The 24,329-nt window shown below is 66.0% G+C and carries 24 protein-coding genes; 15 read left to right on the top strand and 9 right to left on the bottom strand.

Annotation, left to right across the window (positions count from 1 at the left end):
• Positions 1-108: 108 nt before the first annotated feature.
• Positions 109-1,755 (bottom strand): alpha/beta hydrolase, encoded by a 1,647-nt coding sequence (locus ACNJ7E_RS14520; RefSeq protein WP_418340201.1) that lies wholly within the window; start codon positions 1,753-1,755, stop codon positions 109-111.
• A 263-nt stretch (positions 1,756-2,018) separates the two neighbouring features.
• On the opposite strand from ACNJ7E_RS14520, the gene ACNJ7E_RS14515 reads away from it, so the two are divergent.
• Positions 2,019-2,390, top strand: coding sequence for a thioesterase family protein (locus ACNJ7E_RS14515; protein ID WP_418340200.1), 372 nt, complete (start codon positions 2,019-2,021; stop codon positions 2,388-2,390).
• A gap of 80 nt (positions 2,391-2,470) precedes the next feature.
• Here ACNJ7E_RS14515 and ACNJ7E_RS14510 read toward each other — a convergent pair whose 3' ends face one another.
• The gene (locus ACNJ7E_RS14510) at positions 2,471-2,629 is read right to left on the bottom strand and encodes a hypothetical protein (RefSeq protein ID WP_016880869.1); all 159 of its coding nucleotides are present in this window, start codon (positions 2,627-2,629) and stop codon (positions 2,471-2,473) included.
• A 539-nt stretch (positions 2,630-3,168) separates the two neighbouring features.
• On the opposite strand from ACNJ7E_RS14510, the gene ACNJ7E_RS14505 reads away from it, so the two are divergent.
• Positions 3,169-4,512, top strand: a complete 1,344-nt coding sequence (locus tag ACNJ7E_RS14505; RefSeq protein ID WP_418340199.1) for an NAD-dependent succinate-semialdehyde dehydrogenase — start codon at positions 3,169-3,171, stop codon at positions 4,510-4,512.
• Between the two features lie 124 nt (positions 4,513-4,636).
• On the opposite strand, the gene ACNJ7E_RS14500 is transcribed toward ACNJ7E_RS14505, so the two are convergent.
• Together ACNJ7E_RS14500 and ACNJ7E_RS14495 are read right to left on the bottom strand one after the other, a co-directional pair.
• The gene (locus tag ACNJ7E_RS14500) at positions 4,637-4,840 is read right to left on the bottom strand and encodes a cold-shock protein (protein ID WP_005242781.1); all 204 of its coding nucleotides are present in this window, start codon (positions 4,838-4,840) and stop codon (positions 4,637-4,639) included.
• A gap of 167 nt (positions 4,841-5,007) precedes the next feature.
• Positions 5,008-5,802, bottom strand: a complete 795-nt coding sequence (locus ACNJ7E_RS14495) for a class I SAM-dependent methyltransferase (protein WP_418340198.1) — start codon at positions 5,800-5,802, stop codon at positions 5,008-5,010.
• A gap of 382 nt (positions 5,803-6,184) precedes the next feature.
• Between ACNJ7E_RS14495 and ACNJ7E_RS14490 the strand changes: the two genes are divergently transcribed.
• Positions 6,185-7,216, top strand: a complete 1,032-nt coding sequence (locus ACNJ7E_RS14490; protein WP_280780243.1) for an aldo/keto reductase — start codon at positions 6,185-6,187, stop codon at positions 7,214-7,216.
• A gap of 96 nt (positions 7,217-7,312) precedes the next feature.
• Here ACNJ7E_RS14490 and ACNJ7E_RS14485 read toward each other — a convergent pair whose 3' ends face one another.
• Positions 7,313-8,377, bottom strand: a complete 1,065-nt coding sequence (locus ACNJ7E_RS14485) for an LLM class flavin-dependent oxidoreductase (RefSeq protein ID WP_418340197.1) — start codon at positions 8,375-8,377, stop codon at positions 7,313-7,315.
• Between the two features lie 457 nt (positions 8,378-8,834).
• Between ACNJ7E_RS14485 and ACNJ7E_RS14480 the strand changes: the two genes are divergently transcribed.
• Positions 8,835-9,344, top strand: coding sequence for a GNAT family N-acetyltransferase (locus ACNJ7E_RS14480; protein WP_418340196.1), 510 nt, complete (start codon positions 8,835-8,837; stop codon positions 9,342-9,344).
• 14 nt (positions 9,345-9,358) lie between these two features.
• On the opposite strand, the gene ACNJ7E_RS14475 is transcribed toward ACNJ7E_RS14480, so the two are convergent.
• Positions 9,359-10,771 (bottom strand): PLP-dependent cysteine synthase family protein, encoded by a 1,413-nt coding sequence (locus tag ACNJ7E_RS14475; RefSeq protein WP_418340195.1) that lies wholly within the window; start codon positions 10,769-10,771, stop codon positions 9,359-9,361.
• Positions 10,772-11,003: 232 nt separating this feature from the next.
• Here ACNJ7E_RS14475 and ACNJ7E_RS14470 point away from each other — a divergent pair, with 232 nt between their 5' ends.
• A complete protein-coding gene (locus ACNJ7E_RS14470) occupies positions 11,004-11,264 on the top strand; it encodes a WhiB family transcriptional regulator (protein ID WP_418340194.1) in 261 nt (86 codons plus the stop codon).
• Between the two features lie 545 nt (positions 11,265-11,809).
• Here the strand turns inward: ACNJ7E_RS14470 and ACNJ7E_RS14465 are convergent.
• Together ACNJ7E_RS14465 and ACNJ7E_RS14460 are read right to left on the bottom strand one after the other, a co-directional pair.
• Positions 11,810-12,478, bottom strand: a complete 669-nt coding sequence (locus ACNJ7E_RS14465; RefSeq protein ID WP_280780238.1) for an anti-sigma factor domain-containing protein — start codon at positions 12,476-12,478, stop codon at positions 11,810-11,812.
• Entirely contained in the window at positions 12,465-13,022 is a 558-nt protein-coding gene (locus tag ACNJ7E_RS14460) for a sigma-70 family RNA polymerase sigma factor (protein ID WP_280780237.1), read from the bottom strand. Before ACNJ7E_RS14460 ends, ACNJ7E_RS14465 begins: the two co-directional genes overlap by 14 nt.
• Before the next feature lie 199 nt (positions 13,023-13,221).
• On the opposite strand from ACNJ7E_RS14460, the gene ACNJ7E_RS14455 reads away from it, so the two are divergent.
• From ACNJ7E_RS14455 to ACNJ7E_RS14445, 3 genes are read left to right on the top strand one after another with little or no spacing between them, the layout of a single operon-like run.
• On the top strand, positions 13,222-13,671 hold the full coding sequence (locus ACNJ7E_RS14455) for a COG4315 family predicted lipoprotein (protein WP_280780236.1): 450 nt from the start codon (positions 13,222-13,224) through the stop codon (positions 13,669-13,671).
• On the top strand, positions 13,664-14,770 hold the full coding sequence (locus tag ACNJ7E_RS14450; protein WP_418340193.1) for a catalase family peroxidase: 1,107 nt from the start codon (positions 13,664-13,666) through the stop codon (positions 14,768-14,770). Before ACNJ7E_RS14455 ends, ACNJ7E_RS14450 begins: the two co-directional genes overlap by 8 nt.
• Positions 14,760-15,383, top strand: coding sequence for a cytochrome b (locus ACNJ7E_RS14445; protein ID WP_418340192.1), 624 nt, complete (start codon positions 14,760-14,762; stop codon positions 15,381-15,383). The genes ACNJ7E_RS14450 and ACNJ7E_RS14445 overlap by 11 nt, the downstream gene beginning before the upstream one ends.
• Positions 15,384-15,648: 265 nt before the next feature.
• Here ACNJ7E_RS14445 and ACNJ7E_RS14440 read toward each other — a convergent pair whose 3' ends face one another.
• Positions 15,649-16,533: a class I SAM-dependent methyltransferase gene (locus tag ACNJ7E_RS14440; RefSeq protein ID WP_280780233.1), complete on the bottom strand. Its 885-nt coding sequence runs from the start codon at positions 16,531-16,533 to the stop codon at positions 15,649-15,651.
• A gap of 339 nt (positions 16,534-16,872) precedes the next feature.
• On the opposite strand from ACNJ7E_RS14440, the gene ACNJ7E_RS14435 reads away from it, so the two are divergent.
• The 7 genes from ACNJ7E_RS14435 to ACNJ7E_RS14405 all read left to right on the top strand — a co-directional run bounded on the left by ACNJ7E_RS14435 (position 16,873) and on the right by ACNJ7E_RS14405 (position 24,248).
• Positions 16,873-17,022, top strand: coding sequence for a hypothetical protein (locus ACNJ7E_RS14435; RefSeq protein WP_198602318.1), 150 nt, complete (start codon positions 16,873-16,875; stop codon positions 17,020-17,022).
• 186 nt (positions 17,023-17,208) lie between these two features.
• Positions 17,209-18,387: a PucR family transcriptional regulator gene (locus ACNJ7E_RS14430; RefSeq protein WP_418340191.1), complete on the top strand. Its 1,179-nt coding sequence runs from the start codon at positions 17,209-17,211 to the stop codon at positions 18,385-18,387.
• Between the two features lie 302 nt (positions 18,388-18,689).
• Entirely contained in the window at positions 18,690-20,075 is a 1,386-nt protein-coding gene (locus ACNJ7E_RS14425) for an MFS transporter (RefSeq protein ID WP_418340190.1), read from the top strand.
• 73 nt (positions 20,076-20,148) lie between these two features.
• On the top strand, positions 20,149-21,579 hold the full coding sequence (locus ACNJ7E_RS14420; protein ID WP_418340189.1) for an aromatic amino acid lyase: 1,431 nt from the start codon (positions 20,149-20,151) through the stop codon (positions 21,577-21,579).
• A 36-nt stretch (positions 21,580-21,615) separates the two neighbouring features.
• Complete coding sequence (locus tag ACNJ7E_RS14415) at positions 21,616-22,863, top strand: NAD(P)/FAD-dependent oxidoreductase (RefSeq protein WP_280780229.1); 1,248 nt, start codon at positions 21,616-21,618, stop codon at positions 22,861-22,863.
• A gap of 94 nt (positions 22,864-22,957) precedes the next feature.
• Positions 22,958-23,662, top strand: a complete 705-nt coding sequence (locus ACNJ7E_RS14410; RefSeq protein WP_280780228.1) for a hypothetical protein — start codon at positions 22,958-22,960, stop codon at positions 23,660-23,662.
• 178 nt (positions 23,663-23,840) lie between these two features.
• Positions 23,841-24,248, top strand: coding sequence for a YciI family protein (locus ACNJ7E_RS14405; protein WP_280780227.1), 408 nt, complete (start codon positions 23,841-23,843; stop codon positions 24,246-24,248).
• Positions 24,249-24,329: the final 81 nt, after the last annotated feature.

The raw sequence follows: 24,329 nt of genomic DNA, 5'->3' as shown, positions 1-24,329 counted from the left end.
TCTATTCGGATCTGCTCCTTTTCGAACCAGGAACGTCGGTCCCGCAGCTCAGCACGGACCCGAGTGTTGCTTGCCTAGATCACTTCGTCCGCGGCCCGGCCCCGGACTTCACAGCGGTGCGGTGATCGGCGCCTCAGGGGCGTGCGTGACAGTGGTGCGCCCGGTCTCGAGGTACTCGGTGACGGCCTGGTCGACGACGGCGTTGCCACCCTGGATCCCCGCACCGTGATCTCCTCCCTCGACGGTGACGAGGTGCGCCCCCATGTCGTGGGCGAGCTGAACTCCGCCCTGATAGGGGGTCTGTGGGTCGCGCATTCCCTGCAGGACGAGAGGGGCCGTCGCCAGTCCTCGATTGCTCAACGTGGGCAGCGCGACGACGGGCGGCGCACCGGCACATTCGGGCCCGGCGCTGTAGCTGTACCCGATGAGGTCGAAGAGATCTCCGGTGACGAAGGTGGAGAAGAGCCAACCCGGAATGCGGTCCGGCCGGGCCATGACGTTGTTCTCGTTGCACAGGACCAGTGACTGCATCATCTGGGCCTGGGCAATCCGCTCGTACTCTTGCTCCGTCAGGTCGTCCATCGCGGTGCCGTCGGGAATCGCGTCTCGACCGTCCCGGATCACCCGGGCCATGAGTGGCCAGCTGTTGCGGGCGGGAAGCACCTGCCGCGTCATCACGTAGATGCTGGACGACATCTGGGTGTGCGACGGGTCGGCGAGGCTACGGATGAAGGCCTCGAACTGAACGCGTGCCGGTCCGGTGAGATCGACCCCACCGCGATAAGCATCCGCAACGGCCTGCAGGCCGGGCGGTACGTCACCGATCTGGGCGGGCGGTGGCGCGAGGGTCGGGTTCCCGCCGGCTTCCTCGACGATCCGGTCCGACCACCGCTGATACACCTTCAGTGGGGTGTCACCGAGCCCGTACGTGTCGTCGTGGGCCGCGATCCAGTCCATGAGGTCGTAGAAGCGATCCTTGTAGCCGTCGTTCTGCTGCCACAACACGTCGTTCCACAGCCACTTCTGGTCGACCGCGGAATCGAGGACCATGCGACCGGTGTGCTGAGGGAAGAGCGTCGCATAGGTGGATCCGAGAATCGTGCCGTACGAGAGGCCGTAGATGTCGATGACGTCCTCGCCGAGTGCGATCCTGACCTGCTCCCAGTCCTTCGCGGTGTTCTCGGTCGTCAGGTGCGCCGTGGTGCCTGGCGCAGCGGACTCGCATGCGTTGCGCGTCGCAGCACCGCCGAAGCCGAGGCTCATCGCCGTCGTCTGTTCAGGGGCCAGCACGCACTCGACCGCGCCGGCGTAGGGAAGACCGCGCGGTTGGATACCGATCACGTCCCACTGTGCGCGGACCGCGTCGGGCAGGATCTCGACGAACATGCTGTTCGAGCCGATCGCGTCTCCGCCCGGCCCACCGGGATTGGTGAACAGCACGCCGCGGCGCGAGCTGTGATCCTCGGCGCGGTGGCGGGTGACGAGCACGTCGATCGTGCCGGCGGCGGGGTCCGCGTAGTTGCGGGGAACGGTGACCGAGGCGCACTGATCGGATGCCGGGTCCAGCTCGTATTCGGCCGGGCAGGACCCCCAGCGAAGATCGTCACCCGGTGCCGGCTGTGCGGTGGCGAGCGGTACCGCCCCCAGGGCGAGTGTGGCGGTGAGGCCGCCGATCAGGGCGACAAACCGAGTCCGCCGTGCAAACCTCGCGCCCGCGCGCTGCCTCGAGTCCAAGTGCCCATCGATCCCCGGCATACTTTCGCGATCCCCCTCGTAGTCCCGTGTCGTGACGACAGTGGCGCCTGGGCCGCAGCCCGCCCGCTACCGCCTCAGCAGCCAGTGTCTCAGACGCACCATCGCGACGACCGGTAACCCCGGAAACGAAGATGTCGAACGGAATGTCCGGGTGCACACGCCTTTGCGGTGCTGCGCCAGCGTGCACCACCGGCGGGACCGTCAAAGCCCGAACCGGAAGTGCTGTACCAAGGGATCGGCCGCGCCTGACGTACTGTATTGGCGTGCGCTACGAGGTAGTTGAGTCCGATACCGCGACCGCAGTGGGCAGCGGTGACGTTCCGGTGCTGTCGACCCCACGGCTGATTGCGTGGATGGAGGCGGCCACCGTCGCCTGCGCTGCATCATTCATCAGTGCGGGCCAGACGACAGTGGGGACCGCTGTCCGAATCGAGCACCGCAGCCCGACACCGGTCGGTGCCAGCGTCGAGATCGCGGCCGAGCCACCAGCCGCCGCTGTCGGCCACCGCCTTACCTTCGCCGTGCGGGCGACCGATAGCTCGGGGAGGGTTGTCGCGTCGGGCGAGATCGACCGGGCGATCGTCGACCGGGACCGGTTTCTCGCGGCGACGTCACCCGCGAAGCCTGATCGCTGACCGAGCTTGTCGCGCACTGACCGCTGATCGCCACGTCACGACCAGCCCGATCCCCTAGCCCTGACGGTGGGCACCGTTGCTCACTCGTCGCTGAAGAGTGACCGGTGGATCTCGGCGGATGTTTGCGTGGGTGAATCACCGGTGCGCGGCGCGTCGGAGACGGGCTCGGGGGTGCTGTGGGTCAGCGTTCGCTGCGCAGAGAAGAGTGGGAGTTCGGATTTGTCGTGATCGATGGTCATTCTGTTCCTTGCTTCAGGTGTATGTGGGCGCGGCCGGTTGGGGTGATGGCGACCGGGTAGATCATGGTCGAAATGTGTCGCGGTCCGCATGACGTCGTAGGCAGCTCGCCATCAGGCGTGGTGTCGGCATCGAATCCGGGACGGCGCGCCCACCCGGGAAGTGTTCGCGCGGTGCGGATCTGCGCGGCGCCTGGGCGTGCGTGCCTGTAGCCATTGGCATCAAATGGACGCTCCTCGCATCGGCCGCGAATCGGCCGGCATTCTTTCGAATCGGGAACGCCTGAGCGACTCGCTCGATGCGACGACCATTCCGATGTATCAAGCCTATACCCCCATACGATCCTCCTGCTGAGCAGTGAACGATCTCACTGCGCGGCCGCCGCGAATAAGCGACCTGCTGGGGCAGCGCCGCCCCCACCTCGCGCGGCCTGTTGCCGACCATTCCAGGTGATGATCGGGCGATCTACTCGCGAGGACCACACCCCAGGCGCCCATCGCAAGCGATACTGGAATGCCCCACCCTCCGAGGAGACGTGAACATGAGCCTGTACGCAGTTGTGGACCCCGCCACCGGACAGACGGTGCGCGAATATCCGACCGCGACCGACGAGCAGATGCAGGCGGCGTTGTCCGCGGCGGAAAAGGCGCACCGTGAGTGGTCGCGCGGCTCGACGGTGGTTGAGCGCGCCGAACTGCTCAGGAAGGTGGCCGAGTTGCACACCGAACGCCGCGACGAACTGGCCAAGATCATCCAGAGGGAGATGGGCAAGCCACTGGACCAGTCGTTGGGGGAAGTCGACTTCAGCGCCGCGATCTATCAGTACTACGCCGACAACGCCCAGAAGTTCCTGGCTGACGAGCCGATCGACCTGGTCGAGGGTGAGGGTACCGCGCTGATCCGCCGCAACTCGATCGGCGTGCTGATCGGGATCATGCCGTGGAACTACCCCTACTACCAGGTCGCCCGGTTCGCGGGTCCGAATCTGGCGCTGGGCAACACCATCGTGCTCAAACACGCACCGCAGTGTCCGGAATCGGCGGCGGCACTTCACCAGATCTTCACCGACGCCGGATATCCGGAGGGCGCCTACGTCAACGTCTACGCCACCAATGAGCAGGTCGCCGACGCGATCGCCGACCCACGGGTCCAGGGCGTGTCGTTGACCGGGTCCGAGCGTGCGGGCGCAGCGGTCGCCGAGATCGCCGGCCGCAACCTCAAGAAGGTGGTACTGGAACTCGGGGGTTCCGATCCGTTCATCGTGCTCAGTTCCGATGACCTCGACGCCACCGTCAAAGCGGCAATAGAAGGTCGTTTCGAGAATACCGGGCAGGCGTGCAACGCCGCGAAGCGATTCATCGTCGCCGAGGACCTCTATGACGACTTCGTCGGCAGATTCACCGCGGAGGTGCTCGCCACCGCAGACGAACTCGCGCCGCTGTCGTCGGTCGCCGCCGCCGACCGGCTGTCCGAGCAGGTGCAGCAGGCGATCGCCGAGGGCGCCACGCTGGTGTCGGAGGGTGAACGCCAGGGCGCCTTCTTCCCACCGGCCGTGCTGACGAATGTGTCACGGGATTCACGAACCTACCGGGAGGAACTGTTCGGGCCGGTTGCGACGATCTACAAGGTGCGTTCCGAGGAAGAGGCCGTCGAGCTGGCGAACGACACTCCGTTCGGTCTCGGCTCGTATGTCTTCACCACGGACCCCGATCAGGCCTACCGCGTCGCCGACTCACTGGAGGCCGGCATGGTGTTCGTCAATGCCGTTGGCGCCGAAGGAGTTGAGCTGCCGTTCGGCGGCGTGAAGCGCTCCGGTTTCGGTCGCGAGCTCGGCAAATACGGGATCGACGAATTCGTGAACAAGAAACTCATCCGCGTCAGCTGAGCCGACGATTCCTGTATATCAGCGCCCTCGGCGTGCAGTTCGATACCGGCGCCCTTACCGGATACCCATCCGGCGACAGAAATGGGGACCGCACCCACCGGATGCGGTCCCCACGTTGCACTGGTCAAACAGAGCGCACGTTCGTGGCCTGCGGGCCCTTCTGCCCCTGGCCGACCTCGAACTCCACACGCTGGTTCTCGTCGAGCGACTTGAAACCGCTGCCCGAGATCTCCGAGTAGTGCACGAATACGTCCGGAGTTCCGTCGTCGGGTGCGATGAAACCGAAGCCCTTCTCACCGTTGAACCACTTCACAATGCCCTGCGCCATGCCGATACTCCCTCAATCTCGATCCGGACCCTCACATCGAGGTTCCGATCTCGATGACCTGATCCTGCCATCCTCGATGTAGTCGCGAAGAACCGGTGGCCTTCGGGTCGACGTTTTTGCACACACCAAGTGCTGTCAGCGGACCACCTCCCAGCGCCAGTATCCCGTCAGCCCGGACCTTGGCGTCCCACGAGATGAAAGACGCGGCTGAGTTGGCGGTAGGGGTCTCGTCGGCTGGCTTCGAGTTCGACTGCGGCCGTCGCCGCCATCTGCTGTGTATGGTTCGGGTCCAACTCGGCTCCACTGAAATCGAGCCAGTCGACGAACAGCCATACCCCGTACCAGCGCACCGGCTCCACGCCGCGGCTCCGCACGAGTTCGCTGAGTTCCTCCACCGTGTCGGCTCGAGTCGGCACTCCCAGCACCCCGATCTCGTCCCTGGTGTCAAACGACGCCAGAGCGTCGTCCCACCGTTGTTCCAAGGCCGGGCGCACTGCCATCGCCTTCGCGTTGCCCGTCATGATCGATACGACGCCACCGGCAGCAGTGCACCGGCACAGCTGGCCGACCAGCGGCTCCGGCTGCTCCAGGTACCCGAGCACGCCGTGACACAGCACGGCGGCGAACCGTTGACCATTCACCGCCTCGACGGCGTTCTCGCCGTCGGCCTCCACGAGCGTCACCCGTCGCTGGGCTTCATCCGGCAGTCGCTGGAGTCGCTGTCGAGCTTTGTCCAGCATCGCCGACGACGAGTCGAGCACCGTCACGTCGTAACCGGCTTGGGCCAGCGGAAAGGATTGATTGCCCGCGCCGCCGCCGACGTCGAGCACAGTCGCTGGGGGCGCCGGCAAATGCTCCAGCAGATGCTGGTGCAGCACATAGGTGCGCACGAGCCCCTTCACCGACGCATACGCCTCATCGGCAAATTGGTCGGCCACACTGGCCCAGGTGTCATCGCCCACAGCCCCAAGATAGTGCCGCGAAGTCCTCGACGATCGACAGGACGTCAGCGCGGAGATTCTTCCCAGAGAATCTGCACGATCCGAACGATTCCCTTTCCATCTCCGTTCGGTGACAGTGTTCGCATGGATCCGACCACGCGTGTCGCTGCGCCGTCGCTCCGGTACCGAGCCAGCACCGAAACCGTCCGTCGATCACCGACTAACACACTCGAGTCCGTCACCGGTGTAGGGACCACCAAGTGAGCGGCCGGCTTCTGATCAACGTCGACATCCTCGTCGCCGGCGTCTTCGGTGGATCGTGGCGATTCCCCGGACGGACGGCCTGGCCAGATACACCACCGACCCCCCGCAACAACCGACCAGAACGGAAGAGCCGACACCGATGACCGATCGCCCCTTCGATCTCACCTATGCCGCTGCCGAAGACCGCTACGAGAAGGTCCCGTATCACCGCACCGGAAATTCCGGCCTCGATCTGCCTGCCTTCTCGTTCGGCCTGTGGCAGAAGTTCGGTAGCGACTACGCTTTCGCGACGCAGCGGGAGATCATCCTCCACGCGTTCGACCTGGGCATTACCCACTTCGACAACGCCGACCGCTACGGCCCACCGCATCGCGCAGCCCAGAAGAACTTCGGCACCGTACTCGCCAAGGACCTCGCCCCTTACCGGGACGAACTCATCCTGTCGACCAAGGCAGGCAACCCGATCGGTCCGAGCCCGTATCTCAAAGGCGGCTCGCGCAAGTCGATCCTGACCTCACTCGACCACAGTCTGCGCGACCTCGGCACCGAGTACATCGACATCTTCTACCACCACAGCCCCGACCTGAGCACGCCGCTGGAGGAGTCCGTCGGGGCTCTCGTGAGCGCGGTGGAGCAGGGCAAGGCGCTCTACGTCGGCATCTCCAACTACCTACCCGATCGCACGCACGAGGCCGCCGTACTGCTACGCGAGGCCGGCGTTCCGCTCCTCATCCACCAGGCGCGTTACTCGATCTACGACCGTCGTCCCGAACAGAACGGCTTGCTGGACACCGCCCGCCAGGACGGATTCGGGCTGATCGTGTATTCACCCCTGGCGCAGGGTCTGCTGACGGACAAGTACCTGGAGTCGATTCCCGAGCGCGCACGAGCACAGAACAGCACGTTCCTGACGCCGGATGTGATCGACGAGACGTACCGGCAGCGGACCGCCGAGCTCAACAAGATTGCCGAGGCCCGTGGCCAGTCACTTGCACAGCTCGCGTTGCAGTGGGTGCTGCGGCGGCAGGAGGTCACCTCGGCGCTGATCGGAGCGAGTTCGACCGAGCAGCTCGACCACAACATCGCGGCCCTGAACTTCCCGCCGCTCACCGACGAAGAGCTCGCGCTCATCGAGGAACACGGCGTGCACGGAACCGGACTCAGGCTCTGACAACCAGTCACCCGCTCGCGCCCGACTGCGCAGGCGGGTGACAGTCACCGTTCGCGCAAAGCTGTTGCCGGGAAGCGTAAGTAGCGCTCCCCCGGCTCAGTCGCGCAGTAACGACAGCAGCTGGTTGCCCTGACGCTCGATCTCCGGCAGATACGGGGTGTCCGAGAGCACGAAGTGGGTGATGCCGAGATCCTGGTACTTGCGCAGCGACTTCGCGACGTCCTCCGGGGAGCCGACGAGCCAGGTGGTGCCGGCGCCACCGCCACCGACCTTCCCGGGTGCGGTGTACAGGTTGTCGTCGAGTACGTCGCCACGGGTGGCCAGGTCGAGGAGTCGCTGCTGTCCCACGGCGGTCTGGCGATGCGGGTTCTGTGGAGGCGCACCCTGATTCTTCGCCATCTCGGCGACCTTCGCCTCTGCGTCGGCCCAGGCCTGCTCGGTGGTATCCCGGACGAAGGTGGTGATCCGCAGGCCGAACTCGAGCGGCGCATGCTCGCGGCCGAGTTCATCACTCAGTGAGCGCAACCGCTCGATCCGCTCCTGCACACCGGCGAGCGGCTCGCCCCAGAACAGTTGAACGTCGGCCTCGGTCGCCGCAACACGCTCGGCGGCTTCGGACGCGCCACCGAAGTAGAGCTTCGGGTGGGGCCTATTTTCGCGCGGCGAGAACCGGGGCAGCACCGTGGAATCGGTGACCTGGAAGTGCTCACCCCGGTAGGTGACGTTCTCCTCGGTCCACAGCTTACGGACGAGCTGGAGGAACTCCTTGGTGCGGGCGTAACGGTGGGCCTGGTCGCTCTCGTGTTCACCGTAGGCTCCGAGGCTGTCCTTCCCGGACACGATGTTGATCCGGACCCGGCCACCGGTCAGATGGTCGAGAGTAGCGACGGCGGAGGCGAAGTGAGCCGGTCGCCAGTAGCCGGGCCGGATCGCGATGAGCGGCTCGAACGTCGCCGTCCTGGCCGCAAGGGCGGCGGCGACGGTGAGTGTGTCCGGTCTACCCCAACCGGTGCCGATCAAGGCCCCTTTCCAGCCGTGGTCCTCGAGGGCCTTCGCCTGGCTCGTGAGGGTGTCCAGACTGTTGTGGTCAACCGTGACGGCGTCGCCGCGGTGTCCCGGGGTGACCTGATTCGGGATGTACCAGAGGAATTCGAGACTCATGAGGTGGTGATTCCTGTTCGACGTCGGTGATCGGCCGGCTGAGATCGGCGAATCGTGCCGTCTCCAACGATTGGGCGGAGAGCCGCGTCCGGACTGACGGCCGTGTGCGCCGCCGCGATTGCGTCCATCCCCTACTTCCGCCCCCGAGGGACGCCTCATCACCCGACTGGACGACGTGACCAGCATCCGGACATCGCGATACTAACCCCGGTTGTCACCGTTGAACGTCCATGCCCTGCGTCCTCCACGATGAGAAACAGGGCCTGACGTGCGACAGTTCGACACAACTGGACATAGATTCCTCCAGATCGGAAATGTCGATGCACCTTGCACCTTCATCGGTAGCGAACAGAGATTGCTGGACACCGTTGGCGTCAAGGTGATTTCAACCCTCGAATCCCGGATGAAGATCGGGAAGCATCTACCGAAACTGCATTTTCATCGACGGAGAATGTGAATGACCTCTGAATTAGCACTCTCGCAACTTCACGTAACCGAGGTGTCTTGGTTCGACCCCGACGCGGAGGCATTGCGAGAGGCCATGGCCCGCGAAGTGGGGCCGCGATACTCCGACCGAGTATCGACTGCAGACCGCGCCGCCACCAATGCGGTTGACTCGACGTCCGTTTTCCTCACAGTGGTGGTGTACACCGCCGCGGGGGCCACCGACAATCAAGAAGCGGTCGGTCACGCCGCGCTCAGGTGGAACGGCGACGACCTGGAGTTGAAACGGATGTTCGTCACAGTGGAACATCGCGGAACCGGAGTGTCGACAGCGTTGTTGAGCGCGGTCGAGGATGCCGCCAGGAAGGCGGGGCGCCCACGCCTGATTCTCCAGACGGGCGACCGGCAACCCGATGCGGTCAGGTTGTACGAGAAGAGCGGCTACTCACGGATTCCGATCTTCTCCCCATACGAGATCGTGCCCTTCTCGAATTGCTTCGAGAAGGTGTTCGATCAAGGATGACGAATCACCGCACTTCACGCGACAGGCGAGGTCAGGACGACGTCAGCGTCGACCAACGCCACGGCTCGCCCGTTCTCGGACACGACGACCGGCCCCCGGTGCCCCCCGATTCGTCGCATTGCCACCGACAACTCCTCGGTGACTCCCACGACGGGCAAAGGCTGATCGACGTGCACACCGATCGGGTCGTCGTCCGGAGCGTGTGACAGCGCCGCGGCACTGACGGACCCCTGGATCTCCGCGACCACGACCGGACCGGTGACCGGGCGTGCCAGCACGACGGGCAGGGCCGGGGTGTCCGCGAGCATGTCACGCGCCTCCGCAACGGTCGCGGTGGACGGCACGGCCCGGGGTGCGCTCCCCCGGCCGCCCAGTGCGTCACCGACAACGGGTCCGGTCGCTGCGTGGTAGAGCGGGAAGCCCAGCCGTCCCAGCCACTCGTTGTCGAAGTACTTCGACAGGTAGGCCCGGCCCGAATCCGGGACGATCACGACCACGACGTCGTCCGGACCGAGGGTCCGCGCGACCCGCAGGGCGGCGGCCACCGCGGTACCGGCGGAACCTCCGACGAGGAGTCCTTCCTCCCGGGCGAGGCGGTGCAGCACCGTGAGCGCCTCGATGTCCGAGATCCGCTCGAGTCGGTCGACGACGTCCGGGTGATAGGAATCCGGCCACTCGTCGTGCTCGGTCTGCGGGTGCAGAAAATGGCCCACGGATTCGATGTACCAGGCCCGTCCGTCTCCCCCGCCGTATACGGAGGTATCAGGATCCGCGCCGATGATCTGCACGGCCCCGCCGGAGACCTTCGTCAGGAACTCGCCCGTCCCCGTGATGGTCCCACCGGTTCCGACACCGGCGACGAGATGAGTGACTCGGCCCTGGGTCTGACGCCAGATCTCCGGACCTGTCGTGGTGCGGTGCGCGCCGGGATTGGCCGGGTTGTCGTACTGGCCGGCGAGCCAGCCGCCGGGGATCTCCGCCGCGAGACGAGTGGCCACGTTGCGCACGAACTCGGGATGGTGGCTGGGCCTGCCGCCCGGTGTCACATGCACCTGCGCCCCGTGCGCCCGCAGCAACGCGATCTTCTCGACGCTCGTCTTGTCGGGGACCACGACTACGGAACGGTATCCCCGAGCGGCGGCGACCAACGTCAGCCCGACCCCGGTATTGCCCGACGTGCCCTCCACGACGGTGCCTCCGGGCAGTAGTTCCCCAGATTCCTCGGCCGCGTGGATCATGGCCAGGGCGGCACGATCCTTCACACTTCCCCCGGGGTTGAGGAACTCGAGCTTGGCGTACACCGTCGCGGAGATACTTCCGGTTACCCGGTTCAACCGGACGAGGGGTGTGTTGCCGATGGCGTCGGTGATCGAGTCGAAGACTCCGAGGCTCGCGGCGTCGACTGTCGGGGGATCGAGGATGGTCATGCGTCTGCCTTTCGAGGCCGCCCGGGTGTCACCCGGTCAGCATCGCAAGAGCAGTCGTCGAACAACAGGATTCGCGTCACGCCGATCAGATCTTCAGTGGCTCACCAAGAACGGCGCGGCGCGTTCACCCCGAAATCCTGGAGATTCGAATTCTTCTCGTGTGTTGCCGAATGGGCTGTAATTCGGGGCGACCGAGAGCGAAGGGGGTAGTCGAAAGATGTCGACACCGGTGATGACACTGCATCCTCACGACACCGAGTTGTGGCAGTGGCGATTGTCTGCGCGTTGCCATGAAGCGGACGCGGAGATCTTCTTCCCGGCGGACGCCGAACGCAGGAACGCTCGCTCCGAGCGGGAAGATCTCGCCAAGGAGTTCTGCCGCGACTGCGCGGTGGTGGAGGAATGCCTCGAGTATGCCCTCCACACCGGCCAACAGCACGGCGTCTGGGGTGCGACGACACCGGGCGAACGGCTGGCACGTCTCGGCCGGTGAGCGAATACCCGCGCCGGCATTCTCACACGAGCGACTCGGCACGAGCGTCGTCGGCGGATGCGAAACATTCGCGACGAGTAGATTTGGTCGCCCTGATCGGGTAACCAGGTACGTTCGAATCTCGCAGTCTTAGGAGAGACCGTGGTCGCCCGCGTGCTACCTGGGGCGCCTCAGGTCGTCCCGGTCTCGGCGGCCAGGGAGCGGAGGGCTTCAACCCGGGTACCCACGACGTGTCGGCGGGCCAGTTCTTCCGCTCCGTCCGGGTCTCGTGCCTTCGCGTGGCTACTCGCCTGGGCACTCGACGCACGCCTCGACGAGGATCTCGAGGCGTGTTTCGAACTCGCCGCCGACGGCGGTGCTGCCGTCATGGGGCTGCCGCGGGCCGATCTGCAACCGGGTTCACCCGCCGACTTCATGTTGCTGGACGGAGAATGCGTGCCGCAGATCGTCGTCGACGTCCCCGTCGGGACACGGTGGTGCGGGCCGGACGGGTCGTCGCCCGCGATGGCCTGCTCCTCTGAGTCCTCCACGAGGGTTGGCGCCGGTCAGGACCGCAGGGGCGCTTGGAGCAGGGTCCGGTCGTCGCCCGGGGCGCTCACTCCGAGCGTCGTCGCATCCGACATCGGCAGCCCCACCGCCAACTGCATCGACATCGTCTTGTCGCCGCCGGCGATGAAACTGCCGGCATTCATGCGACTTCCGTCGGAGCGTTGGAGCCAGACGTTGTATGTGCGGCCCTGCGGGAGTCCGGCGACGTCGAGGCTGATTCCGGTTCCCCACGCCCGGTTCTCCACCCGCGCGGAGGCATCCACACCTGCGGCGAGGACCGTGAAGGCCACCGGCTGCCCGGGTGGGGCCGTCGAGGTGCCCCCGCGCAGGAAGAACCCGCCGGTCACCAGGCCGACGGCGATCACGACGGCCGCGGCGGCGACTGCGATCCGGTGGTACCGCTTCCGTCCGCGTTCGCGGTCGACCGCCCCGAAGATCGCGTCGGGCAGCGTCGACGACGGCCGGGGCGCAGGTTCGGTGAGCCGGTCCGGGTCCGCCGCCGACAGGGCGGCCGCGACCGGCGTCAGCAGACTCAACTCGGTGCGGCAGCCCGGGCAGCCGTCCAGGTGCGCGCGAAGCGTGATCGTCTCGCGGTCGTCGAGGCGACCGAGCGCGTACATCCCCAACATGGTGCGCATCTGCTGGCAGCGGTCAGTGGTCACCATGCCACCCCATTTCTTCGAGTACGAGCCGGAGAGCTTTCAGCGCGTAGTACACACGACTGCGGACGGTGCCCACGGGAATGCCGAGCTGTGCGGCGACCTCGGCGGCGGGCCGGTCGCGCAGGTGAATCTCGACCAGGACGCAGCGGTGCTGATCGGACAGCCGCCGCAGCGCCTCCTCCATCTCGAGCCCCACCAGCAGTTGTTCGAGGGGACGCTCGGGTGCGGGCAGCTCGGGTGGTGCCGCGTCGGCCAGCTCGGGTCGGGCGGCACGAGCCCGAATCGCGTCGATCACCACGTTGCGGCATATCGCATACAGCCAGGTCCGGAGCGTAGCGCGTCGCGGGTCGTACCGGTCCGCGCGCCGCCACGCCCGAAGAAACGTCTCCTGTACCGCCTCCTCCGCGCGACCCCGGTCTCCGAGTGAGCGGTAGGCGAGGGCGAACAGTTCCCTCCCGTGGTCGTCGTAGGCGGCCCGCAGCACCGTCTCGTCATCCAAGCCGCTCTCGGACTGGTCCCCGCGTGTGCGCACGATACGAAGCCGCACCACTCACCTCCCGAAACACCGGATACGGCGTCGGCTCACCCGACACCCACCGAGGAGTACGGGCGCGGGCGGCGCGGCGTTCATCTCGAATTCTGCCACTCGGGTACGCGGGGGCAGCTGAACGTGGGTCGCCGACCATCCGTACTCCCCAGCGCCGAACGATCCGGCACGCGGAACGAACGAATGGAGACCCAAAACGATGCTGAAGAAATCGATTCTTGCGGCGGCAGGCGCCGCGATCGCGCTGATGTCGGCGTGCGGCACCGCCACCGACGACACTCCCCCAGTGCAGCCGTCTGCCTCCCCCGCCGGGCAGGTGGAACTCGGCACCCGGGACACCGCCCTCGGCACGGTGCTCACCGACGGAGACGGATTCACGCTCTACCGATTCGACGAGGACACCCCGGGCACCATCCGGTGCACCGGGCCCTGCGCCGAGATCTGGCCGCCCTCGCTCGGAGCACCCCGGCCCGACGCCACCCTCGTCGCCCGCGCGGGTGCCACGACGCGGCCGGACGGAACCGAGCAGATCACCTACGACGGCCACCCGCTGTACCGGTTCGCGAAAGACACCGCCCCCGGGCAGACGAGCGGCGACGGCGTCAAGGGAACCTGGCACGTGATGACGGTCGACTCCGCCCATGGATGACGCCACCACACCCCCGGATCAGGCACCGCGCCCGGCGGTCAGTCGCCGCTGTGCGCTGCTCGGCCTGGCCGCGGTGGGCGCCATCGCGGCAGTGGACGTCGGCGGGTTCCTCTGCGCGGCGGGGACACTGGACACCGACGCGCTGACCCCGGCACGGCTGACCGACCGGTTCGAGGAGGTCGCCGGGCATCACGACGGATTCCGGCGCAATCACGCCAAAGGAGTCAGCGCGACCGGATGCTTCACCGCCACCGGTGTCGGGTCCGGAGTTTCCACGGCCAGCGTTTTCCGGGCCGGCCGGATCCCGGTGACCGGTCGGTTCTCACTCTCGGGCGGGAATCCGTCCACTCCGGACGCCGACGCCACGGTCCGCGGACTGGGGTTGGCGTTCGACCTCCCCGATGGCGAGCAGTGGCGCACCGCGATGATCAACACCCCGGTGTTCCCCGACCGGACACCAGACGGCTTCTACGAGCGGTTGCTCGCCTCGAAAAAGGACCCGGTCACCGGCAAGCCTGATCCGGATCGCATGGCGGCGTTTCTGTCCCGCCATCCCGAGACCGCGGCGGCGATGAACCTCATCCGACAGCACCCACCGACCTCCGGGTTCGACAACAGCACCTTCTACGGTCTCAACGCCTTCCATTGCACCAACGACTCCGGAGTCACGGTTCCGGTGCGGTGGACACTGGTCCCCGCGCAACCGGTCCGCTCCCCCGGCCTGCCGCCGCTGCCGGGGCGCGATCACCTCTTCGACGCCCTCACCGCGGCAGTCTCGCGTGGGCCGCTGCGGTGGCGGATGTTGCTCACGATCGGTCAACCAGGCGATCGGACCGACGACGCCACCCGGCCGTGGCCGCCGACCCGGCAGGTCCTCGACGTCGGAACCGTGACCATCGACGCGGTCCGGACCGAAGCGCCGCACAACGCGCGGGACCTCAACTTCGACCCGCTCATCCTCCCAATGGGCATTGCACCCTCGGACGATCCCCTGCTCAGCGCCCGGTCCGCGGTCTACACCGAATCGTTCACCCGCCGGTCCGGGGAGCCAAAAACACCGGCCCTCGTCGACATGGATGGGGTGCGCGATGACCGCTGACCCGACCGACCGCCCACTCCGGTTCGCGTCGACCGTCCAGTTGCTGCATTGGGCGATGGCGGTCATGGTGATCGCACAACTGCTCGTCGGCGCCGTCATGGTGACGACCCTCGACCGCTACCACCTGCTGCGCTCGGTGCACGTCCCGTTGGGCGCCGCAATCCTCGCGCTGGTGATCGTCCGCATCGGCAATAGACTGCTGTGCCGCACGCCCGCACCACCTGCCACCATGAGACCGGTCGAGCGTCGGGTCGCAACCGCGTCGGAGTACCTGCTCTACGGGTTGCTCGTGATCCAGCCCCTCACCGGGTGGGCCATGCTCTCGGCCGGTGGCTACCCGATCACCCTCTACCAGCATTTGCACCTGCCCACGCTGCTTGCACCCGATCCCAGCGTCTACGCGTTGTCGAGACAAGCTCACACCGCATTCGCCTACCTGCTGTTCTTCACCTTCACCGCACACATGTCTGCCGTCCTCTTCCATGTGCTGGTCCTGAACGACAGGCTCCTCGACCGAATGGCGCCGTGGCGCACTCGCCGAAAGCCTTCGCCTACCACTTCCCGACCGGCACCGGCGCGGATCATCGATGACGTTGCTGCAGAGCAGGATTGAGATTATTGATGCTCACAGCACCGATGCCGAGACCGGCGTGCGACTCGTGCCAACCGCGTGATAAAGCACCAGGTCGGTGAGCGGGAAAATGCCCCAGACAGGGGTTCGGCCGGGAATGCTCTCACATTCTCGGCCGGATCTCTGCTTCTCGAGTGTTTCACCGTTGCCGATTACTCTCTCGATCCGCAACTACCAATGTACGCGCGGATGGCGGTCCACCGCAATGGCTCGCCCCTGCGGTTCATCGCTGCAGGCTGGGCCGTGGCTACTTGACCGCCGTCAGGTACGTCGATCGCTTCGACAGATCGACAAGTTCTTCGGGGAGATCCGGAACCGGCCGGCCGTAGGCGGCCGCCAGCTCGAGCGAATTGGACCGCCGCACCGACCAGCCGTGCCCGGTCAACCACTGCACCGGATCGGCCCGCTCGTCACCGTAGAACAGCTCCGAGATGTCGAGGTCGCCGAACGGATTCTCGGCGAAATACTTCGCTCTGATGGCGTCGAAGCGTTGCATATCGATTCCCGCCGCGAAGTTGTCCACGGCAAGGTGGCTGCCGGAGCTGGAAAGCTCGTCGATCCGCTCGAACAGCGCGTCGTGCGCCGCGCCCGGAAGGTAAGCCAGCAGGCCCTCCACCGACCACGCGGTCGGCTTACCAGGGTCGAAGCCTGCGGCTTCGAGGGCGGCAGGCCAGTCGTCCCGAAGATCGACGGCCACCGGGCGACGATCAGCCGTCGCCCTGGCCCCATTATCGGCGAGGACCTCCTCTTTGAATTCCAGCACCTGCGCTTGGTCGACCTCGAAGACCGTCGTGCCGGTCGGCCAGTCCAAGCGATACGCCCGTGCGTCCAACCCGGCCGCGAGGATCACCGCCTGCGAAACCCCCGCGCTCGTGGCTGACGAGAAGAACTCATCGAAGAATCTGGTCCGAGCACCCATGAAGCCCGAGAACGGCATGTCCCCGAGTGACGACGGGTCGGCCAACAGCCCGGTGAAGTGTGGTTCACCCGCCGCTTCGACGAACAACCGTGCGTAGTCGTCCTGAATCAACGCGTCGGGGCGGACTGTCTCCAACGCCCGAAATGTCGCCACTCCCAACGCGGTCAGGCCCACGCTACTGACGATGTCCCAACTGTCTCCATCGGTTCGCATCGCTGACGTACCCTCCCGATCTCGTCGCAATTCGGAGCCGACGACCGAGCAGGGCAGACCGGCGACGAGGCCGGAGAAGTTCGGTAAGGCCTCACCGAAATCCGGGCCCAGCGTGATCGACCGAACCCGCGCAATTCTACGCTCGGGCCATCGCAGTCAGCCGGAGCCGATTCGCCGACCTCGCACCCGCTCGGTCGCGTTGCCGGCCACCGCCGAGGTGACCAGGCCGAGTGGCACGGGACCGAACATGTGGTGTACAACATAGTCGGCCACGATGTGAACCAGATCACAACCGTGACCGCGAGGCACACATATCGGTAACCGACGAAAGCAGGACACATGGCGACACCCTCGATTGCCCCGACGACTCCCACCGGACGGCAGACGCCCCGGCGCAGCGGCACCATGAGCACCGCGGAGATCAAGTCGAGGATCGAGGCCATGTTCGCCGACGACCGCAGGCCCACCCGGCCCGCAGTCACGAACTGACGAAGCTCGCCCCCGCCGACAAGGGGATCGGATGAACACAGCATGACCTGTCCGTCCGATCCCCCGCCGCGCGTCGCACTCGAAAGCGTGCAGCACTGGCAGCCATAGAACAACCGGCCGACCAGTTGTCACGCACTACGGAGACGTCGGGGCCCCGCACCTCGGAAGACGACCGGCAGGCTACGGATGAACGATGTCCAGCAGTACGCGGACAGTCTCGCGGATCAGTTGAATCGCTCGATCGAAATCGACGACTGCGGTCTCAAGCCGCTCGCCTTGACCGAGCAGCATGGTGATCTTGACGATGTCCGTGTCCGGTCAATCCTCCAGCGACACTCGTCCCCGGAGGTATTCGAGTACGCATTCTCGCTCGATATCGCGCACGCCACCGGGCCGGTTCGGTTCCCCGCGAATCCGGCGTTGCAGACGCTGCCTCGGGTGTGCATTCCGATGCGGGCACACGGGGAACTCCAGGGATATCTGTGGCTGATCGACAGCCCGCCGCTCACAGATTCCGACATCACAGCAGCGGCCGGGACCGCCTCCGCGATCGCAGACCTGCTCCACCAGCAGTCTCAGTCGACGGCCACCGTGCTGGACCGCGAGTCTCAACTCGTGAGCGCACTGCTCGCCCCACCGCACAAGTCTTCACCGCCGGCCGACCTTCTCAGCGGTGAACCGCTCCTCCGATTTACCGAACCCGCATGTGTGCTCACCATGAAGTTGGCACCGATCGATGCCGGCGGCGAGCCGCTGGACGTCCGAGCGATGCGGGGCGCCGCCCAGGAAGTCGCGTACGCCCGACCGGTGGGCCGTTCCCTCCTGGGGCACGGCGACGACACACTCCACCTGATTGTCAGTGCCGAGGTACACGCCGACCGCCTTCGCCCGTTCCGCCACGCTCTGGCACAGGCGGCCCGGCGGCGTGGATGGAAGTTGCACGGAACCGGCACCGGGGGCGCTGCCTCCGATCTCGATGGGCTGCGACGATCCGGAATGGAATCCAGCTATGCGGCAACCGTTGCACACGCGCGGAACGTCGAGCAGTTGGGCTGGAACGAGCTCGGAGCCGACCTCGTGTTCTATGGACTGCCGTGGACGACGGAAACCCTGGAGATTCTGTTCCCCGGCGCATCCCGTCTGTTCGATGCGGACAACACGCTGATTCGCGAGAGTTTGGACGCCTACTTCGATTGCGGCGGTGACACACGCCGCGCTGCCGCTCAACTGGCGGTGCACCGCACCACCCTCTACTACAGGCTCGACCGTGCGCAACAGCTTCTCGGAGAGGATTGGGCACAGGGCGAACGCAGAGCCGGACTCCAGCTCGCCCTCAGATTGGCGATGCTGATCCGCAACACCTGATGCGTGTTCAACAGTCAGTTTCCACGGACCACCTGGAGCTTTCGACAATTTCAGGAACACACGTCGCCGTTACTCGAACACAGACGGAAGACGCTCCCGCACGTCGGCCGTAGTGTTCGGAATCACAGTCGAGCACGTCGCATCGGTGCAGATGGACGCGCCGACAGACCCTCGCCGGCCACGTCGACGTGCCGGTTCCCTCGAACACTCGAACGAGGATTCCGGCGGGTGCACGGGCCGGAATCGGCGAGCTCGACCGTCGCGACTGATGAATACCCATCCCCTTTCCTGAAGGAGCCCCCGTGGCCACACACGCTCTCGATGACGCGAGACTCTCGCGGTTTCATCTGAAAACGACGCTCTACGGAAATGGCGGACATCTCTGCGACGGGTACATCCTCGGCGCCATTGTTCCCGCACTCCCCCTCTTCGCACAGTCTCATCCGATCGGTTCCTTGATGAGCGGCTTGATCGGCGCCTCCGCACTGATCGGCGTGTTCCTGGGGAGCCTGTTGTTCGGCTGGGTCACCGACAAGATCGGCCGCCGGCGGATGTTCGTCATCGACCTCGCATTGTTCGTCGTCCTCTCCCTCGCTCAAATCGCGGTCACCGACGCCGTCATGTTGCTCGTTCTCCGGGTTCTGCTGGGGATTGCGGTCGGAGCCGACTACACGATCGCCACGACCCTCGTGGCCGAGTTCTCACCGCGGAAACACCGGGCCACCCTGCTCGCAGTGGGGCCGGCGATGTGGACAGTCGGGTACGTCCTCGCGATTGTCGTCGGAACGGCACTCGCCGAGGTCGGGGGCGCCGACGCCTGGCGCTGGATCCTGGCGACCAGCGCGGTCCCCGCGCTCATTCTGCTCATCCTCCGCCGGAATACACCCGAGTCACCGCGCTGGCTCGCTCAGAACGGGCGAGCAGAGGAAGGCCTCGCGATTCTGCGGAAGCATGTCTCCCCGACCGCAACCCTCGCCGACCTCGCCGAGGAGGAGGCGGCGGAATCGTCTGGTTCACTGCGCGACGTGTTCGCCGCACAGCACCGCAAGCGTCTGGCATTCGCGTGCCTGTTCTGGTTTTGCCAGGTCGTTCCCTATTTCGCCGTCTTCACCTTCCTCCCCACCATCCTCGAATCACTCGACATCGAATCCGGCTTCTGGCAGACCACCAGTGTCAACCTCTTCCTTCTGATCGGCGGCGTCGTCGGCATCGTCACGATCGGCAAGATCGGTCGACGCCCCTACACCCTGATCTCCTTCGCACTTCTGACCGCATCGACACTGGCAATCGGCCTCTGGCAGAGCGCCCCCGCGGGCTATGTCATCGCCCTCTTCGCACTGTTCGCACTCATCTCGTCGGCGATGGCCGCACTCGACACCGTCTATCCCAGCGAACTGTTCCCGACCAGCATCCGCGCATCGGCGACCGGAATCTGTGTGTCCTTCAGCCGAATCGGGGCAGCGATCGGGACGCTTCTGCTGCCGGTGGGAATCGAGAAGTTCGGAGCACACGGGGTCACGCTGATCACCGGCGTGGTGGCGGGTGTCGGTTTCCTCATCAGCATCGCCTGGGCACCGGAAACCGCGGGCCTGACCCTCGCACAGGCCGCAGCCGACACCGCGGAAACACCGGGACAATCGGCCACCGGCAGTCCTGACAGCAACGCGTCGTTCGTGTCTCAGGCGTAACCCCATCAGACGCGGTCGGTCAGCCGGCCCAGCGTCGCCATCAACGGCCCAACTCTCACTCGGAGGAACCTTCATGACTGTTCTCATCGACAGTAGCGACGACCTCACCCTCGACAACATCGCTCGGGTGGCCTGGATGGGCGAGCCGTGCAACATCAGCGATCGCGCACTGAGTGTCATCCGGTCCCGTCGACAAGAGTTCGTCGACTTCGTCGAACAGAACGCGGATCGTCATCTCTACGGAATCACCACCAGACACCATGTCGGCGCGAAATCCGTTCTCGGCGAGGATGGCCGCGCGGAGTTCGCCACCCGGCTTCCGCCGACACCCGCCACCGTCGGCCCACGGCTGCCTGAACGCCTCCTCCGCGCCGTCGTCCTTGCACGGCTCGCAGACGTGCTGAACGGGACGGCGTGCCTGCGGGTGGAAACAGTGCACCGGCTACTCGACCTGCTCGAAACCGATCTCCCACCAGTTCCAGCCCGCGGAAACGGCGAGCCAGGCGACATCATCCCCCTGGGGCACCTGCTCCGGACCCATTTCGACGGAACGCTCCAGATCGGCGAGGGGATGGCACTCATCAATGGGTCCCCAGTGGCTGCGGCAGCCCTGGGAGACGCAGCACTGGCCGGACGGCAGCGAATCACCGTGATGGAACAGATGATGGCGCTGGGCGCGGTGGCGATCCATGCCCCGTCGGCTCACTACGCTCCCGAACTCGAGGCCGCCTGGCGCGACGAACACCAGGCCGAAGCCATCCACAACATTCGCCGACTCATCGAGACCGACGACCACTCGTCCGAACTCCCCTATCAAGCGCCGGTGTCCTTCCGCAGTGGGCCCCGCGTCATCGGGTGGGCACGACGGGCGCAGGCCGCCGCCGAAGAGTGCGCCGAGATCGCGCTCTCGGCGTCGTCGAACAACCCCATCTTCGTCGGCCCGGCAATCCATCCGCCCCTCGGTGCGATCCTGTCGAACGGCGGCTACCACAACCCGCTCGTCGCTCCGAGTCTCGATTCCCTCGCTCGCACGTGGGCCGATGTGTGCCAATTGGTTACAGCCCAGGTCAATCGAATCGTCGAAGACCCCCGTGGGCTTGTGGCTACCGAACCCGAATCCCAGGTCAGCCTGCTGTATATGACGTCAGCGGGATGGGCCGAAGAGGCGCGCGCCGCCGCCACCACGTCGCTGATCGGCCTGGGCGGAGCAGGTCAGACCGACACGGGGACGCCCGACCTGCTCGCGTGGCGAAAAGCGCGCGATGCCGGTGCTGCACTCGACAACAATCTCGCCGTCCTCGGAGTCGTGTCCAGCCATGCACTCGCCCGCACGGGACAGGCGGTGCCACAACGGCTCGCGGCGCTCAGCCGGCAGATCCTTCAGCGATTCCCCGTAGGAAGCGCACCTGTCGACTTCGGCGCACAACTCGAGTCGGTCGTCGACCTGCTCAGCCGACCCCTAGACGACGCCGCGACGCCCGTTTCCGAGTTGTCCACTACCTGAGTTTCTTTCACCGAATCAACACGAAGGGAGATCGATGTGGCTGTCGCAGTGATCGGCGGCGGGGTCGTGGGGATGAGTACAGCGTGGAGTCTTCGCCGTCGCGGTGAAGACGTCACGGTCATCGAACGCGGTTCGCTCGGCCAGTCGGCGTCGGGCGTCAATGCCGGTTGGATCACCCCGTCCCTGTCGACCCCCCTCGCCTCACCCGGTGTCGTCGGACTCGGACTCAAACATGCCTTCGACCCGAATGGCGCCTTGTCCATCCGGCCGCGGCTGGACACCGACTGGATCCGTTGGCTGTGGAAGTTCGCCCGCGCCTCCCGGCCCTGGGCGTACGAGAGCGGAGTCCGGGCACTGTTACAGCTCAATAGTCACACACTCGAGTTGTTCGACGAGTTGCGCGATGACGGTGTCGATTTCGAGATGCACGCGGCCGGGTTGCTCGCGCTGGCACAATCCTCCGACGGCCTGGAATGGTTCACCCAGTTGTTCGACCAACTGCTCCCGATGGGCTTTCCCGGCCGCGTCGAATATCTGTCCGGTGACGAAGCACGTCGACGCGACGCTGCCGTGGGACCCGGGGTGCAGGTTGCCGCCCACACCTCGATCGACCGACACATCAACCCGGAATCTCTTCTTCGAGGTCTGCTCGAGAGGGTCAGCGAAATGGGCGTTTCCGTCCTCCAGCGCACGGCCGTGGAGGCCGTCACTCGTGTAGGCGCGAGGTGGTCGATCCGAATGCCGGACCACTCCCTGGACGTCGACCACGTGGTCATAGCGCTCGGTGCCGCGACAAACGCGCTTCTCACTCCCCTGGGCATCCAGTTGCCGATCATCGGGGCCAAGGGGTACTCGATCGACGTCCGGGGAGCCGTTACGTTCCCACGCCATGCGCTGTACCTGATGGAACCCAAGCTGGGACTGAGCCCATACCACGACGCGATACGCATCGCCGGCGCGTTCGAATTACCTGCCCGCGACGAACGGGTCCCCGAGCGGCGGATCCGACGCCTCGTGGACCAGGTACACCCGTACTTGGCAGGATGGGCCCCCGACACGAATGTCGACATTCGTTCCGGCAGAGCCGGATTACGACCCGCCACACCCGACAGCCTGCCGTTCATCGGCCCGGTTCCCGGTCACCGCGGCCTCTACATCGCCGCCGGCCACGGCATGTTGGGTGTCACCCTGGCACCTGCCACAGCTGAAGGGATCGCCGACATGGTCACCAGCCGTCGCATCCCGGAATCGATGCTTCCGTTCCAGTTGGCAGGACGCATCTGATGACAGAATCAGGTGCACCACGGTTCGTTGCGGACGCTGATCCCGCCCGGGACGCACGGATGACCGTAGGGATCGAGAGGGAGGACATATTCGAATGCGACGCGTCGTGCGGGCCTTCTGGGGGCCGCGGCCGGAGCCGGTCGAAACGCTGGCAGGACGGTGGCGGCAGACGTTGGAGCACGTCACGGAACTGCTGCCGGCGGCTGCGCCACCGGTGCGAGGCGAGTGGCGGCAGGTTCACGCGTCGGGACCGGACACCGCCTGCGCGCCGGACGACCTGACAGCGGTACTCCTGGACGCGCAGGGCGCTGAAGCGTGGTCGGATCTGACGGGGACCGGATTGCGACTGATACACACCGGTGCGGACGGGTGGGCGGTCGAACTGTCCGGCGTTGCGGGTGGTGCCCCACAGTTTCTCCTGCAGTCACTGGTGATGACGGTCGACGCGCCCGACGGCGCCGTCGTCCCCGAATCCGAACTGCTCGCAATGCTTGCGTCGGTGTGGGAACCGGACTTCGGTGACGTCAGCGACGACGACATTCTCGATGCGCTCGAAGACGGCGCCGGGTTCACCGTCGGCGATCCTGTCGTCGGCCGGTTCGGCTATCTGTCCGCGGCCCGCGCAGTCCTGGTACCCGACGGCCCGGGGGCGGTCCGTCAGGACACGCTGGACGGCGGCGTGCTGCTGCACATTGCAGCACCGGGCGACATCGACACGATTGTCCGCGTGTACGGCCGGTTACGGGACGCCGGCGCACTCGCGCCACTGCGACGTCCGCTCGACCGGCCGACACTGTGAGGTCCTGCGCCGCGACCGCTGTGCACGACGCGCCCGGCCACGCAACCACCGGCCCCCGCCCCCGGTTCGGACGAGACCCAGAAAATTCTTCGGGCGGCGTGTCGAGAAATCCTGACTGGCTCCGTCTCCACAATGAACGCGACCAGAATGGGCCGCACCACCACCGAGGAGAAACACAATGGGCAAGTATCTTCTGCTCAAGCACTACCGCGGCGCCCCGGCTGCGGTCAACGATGTGCCGATGGACCAGTGGACGCCGGAGGAGATCTCGGCCCACATCCAGTACATGCAAGACTTCGCAGACCGACTCGAAGGCACGGGCGAGTTCGTCGACGGTCAAGCGCTCGCCCCCGACGGAATGTTCGTCCGCTACGACGGCGAGGGGCGGCCACCGGTCACCGACGGCCCCTTCGCCGAGACCAAGGACCTCATCGCCGGCTGGATGATGATCGACGTCGACAGCTACGAACGCGCCATCGAGCTGGCAGGGGAGCTCTCCGCTGCTCCGGGGGCGGGAGGAAAGCCGATCCATGAGTGGCTCGAAGTGCGCCCTTTCCTCACCGAGCCGCCCACCATCACCGACTGACCCCCTCCTCCGCCAGTACCCCGAAGGTGCTCGCACAACCTCGGCCGCCGCGGACTCCACCTCGCAGCGGCCGAGGTTGGG

It is taken from the genome of Rhodococcus mengyinensis (assembly GCF_048381435.1).
Classification (GTDB): domain Bacteria; phylum Actinomycetota; class Actinomycetes; order Mycobacteriales; family Mycobacteriaceae; genus Rhodococcus_F; species Rhodococcus_F opacus_D.
The sequence above is the reverse complement of the archived record's forward strand: the minus strand, read 5'-3'. Positions and strand labels throughout refer to the sequence as shown.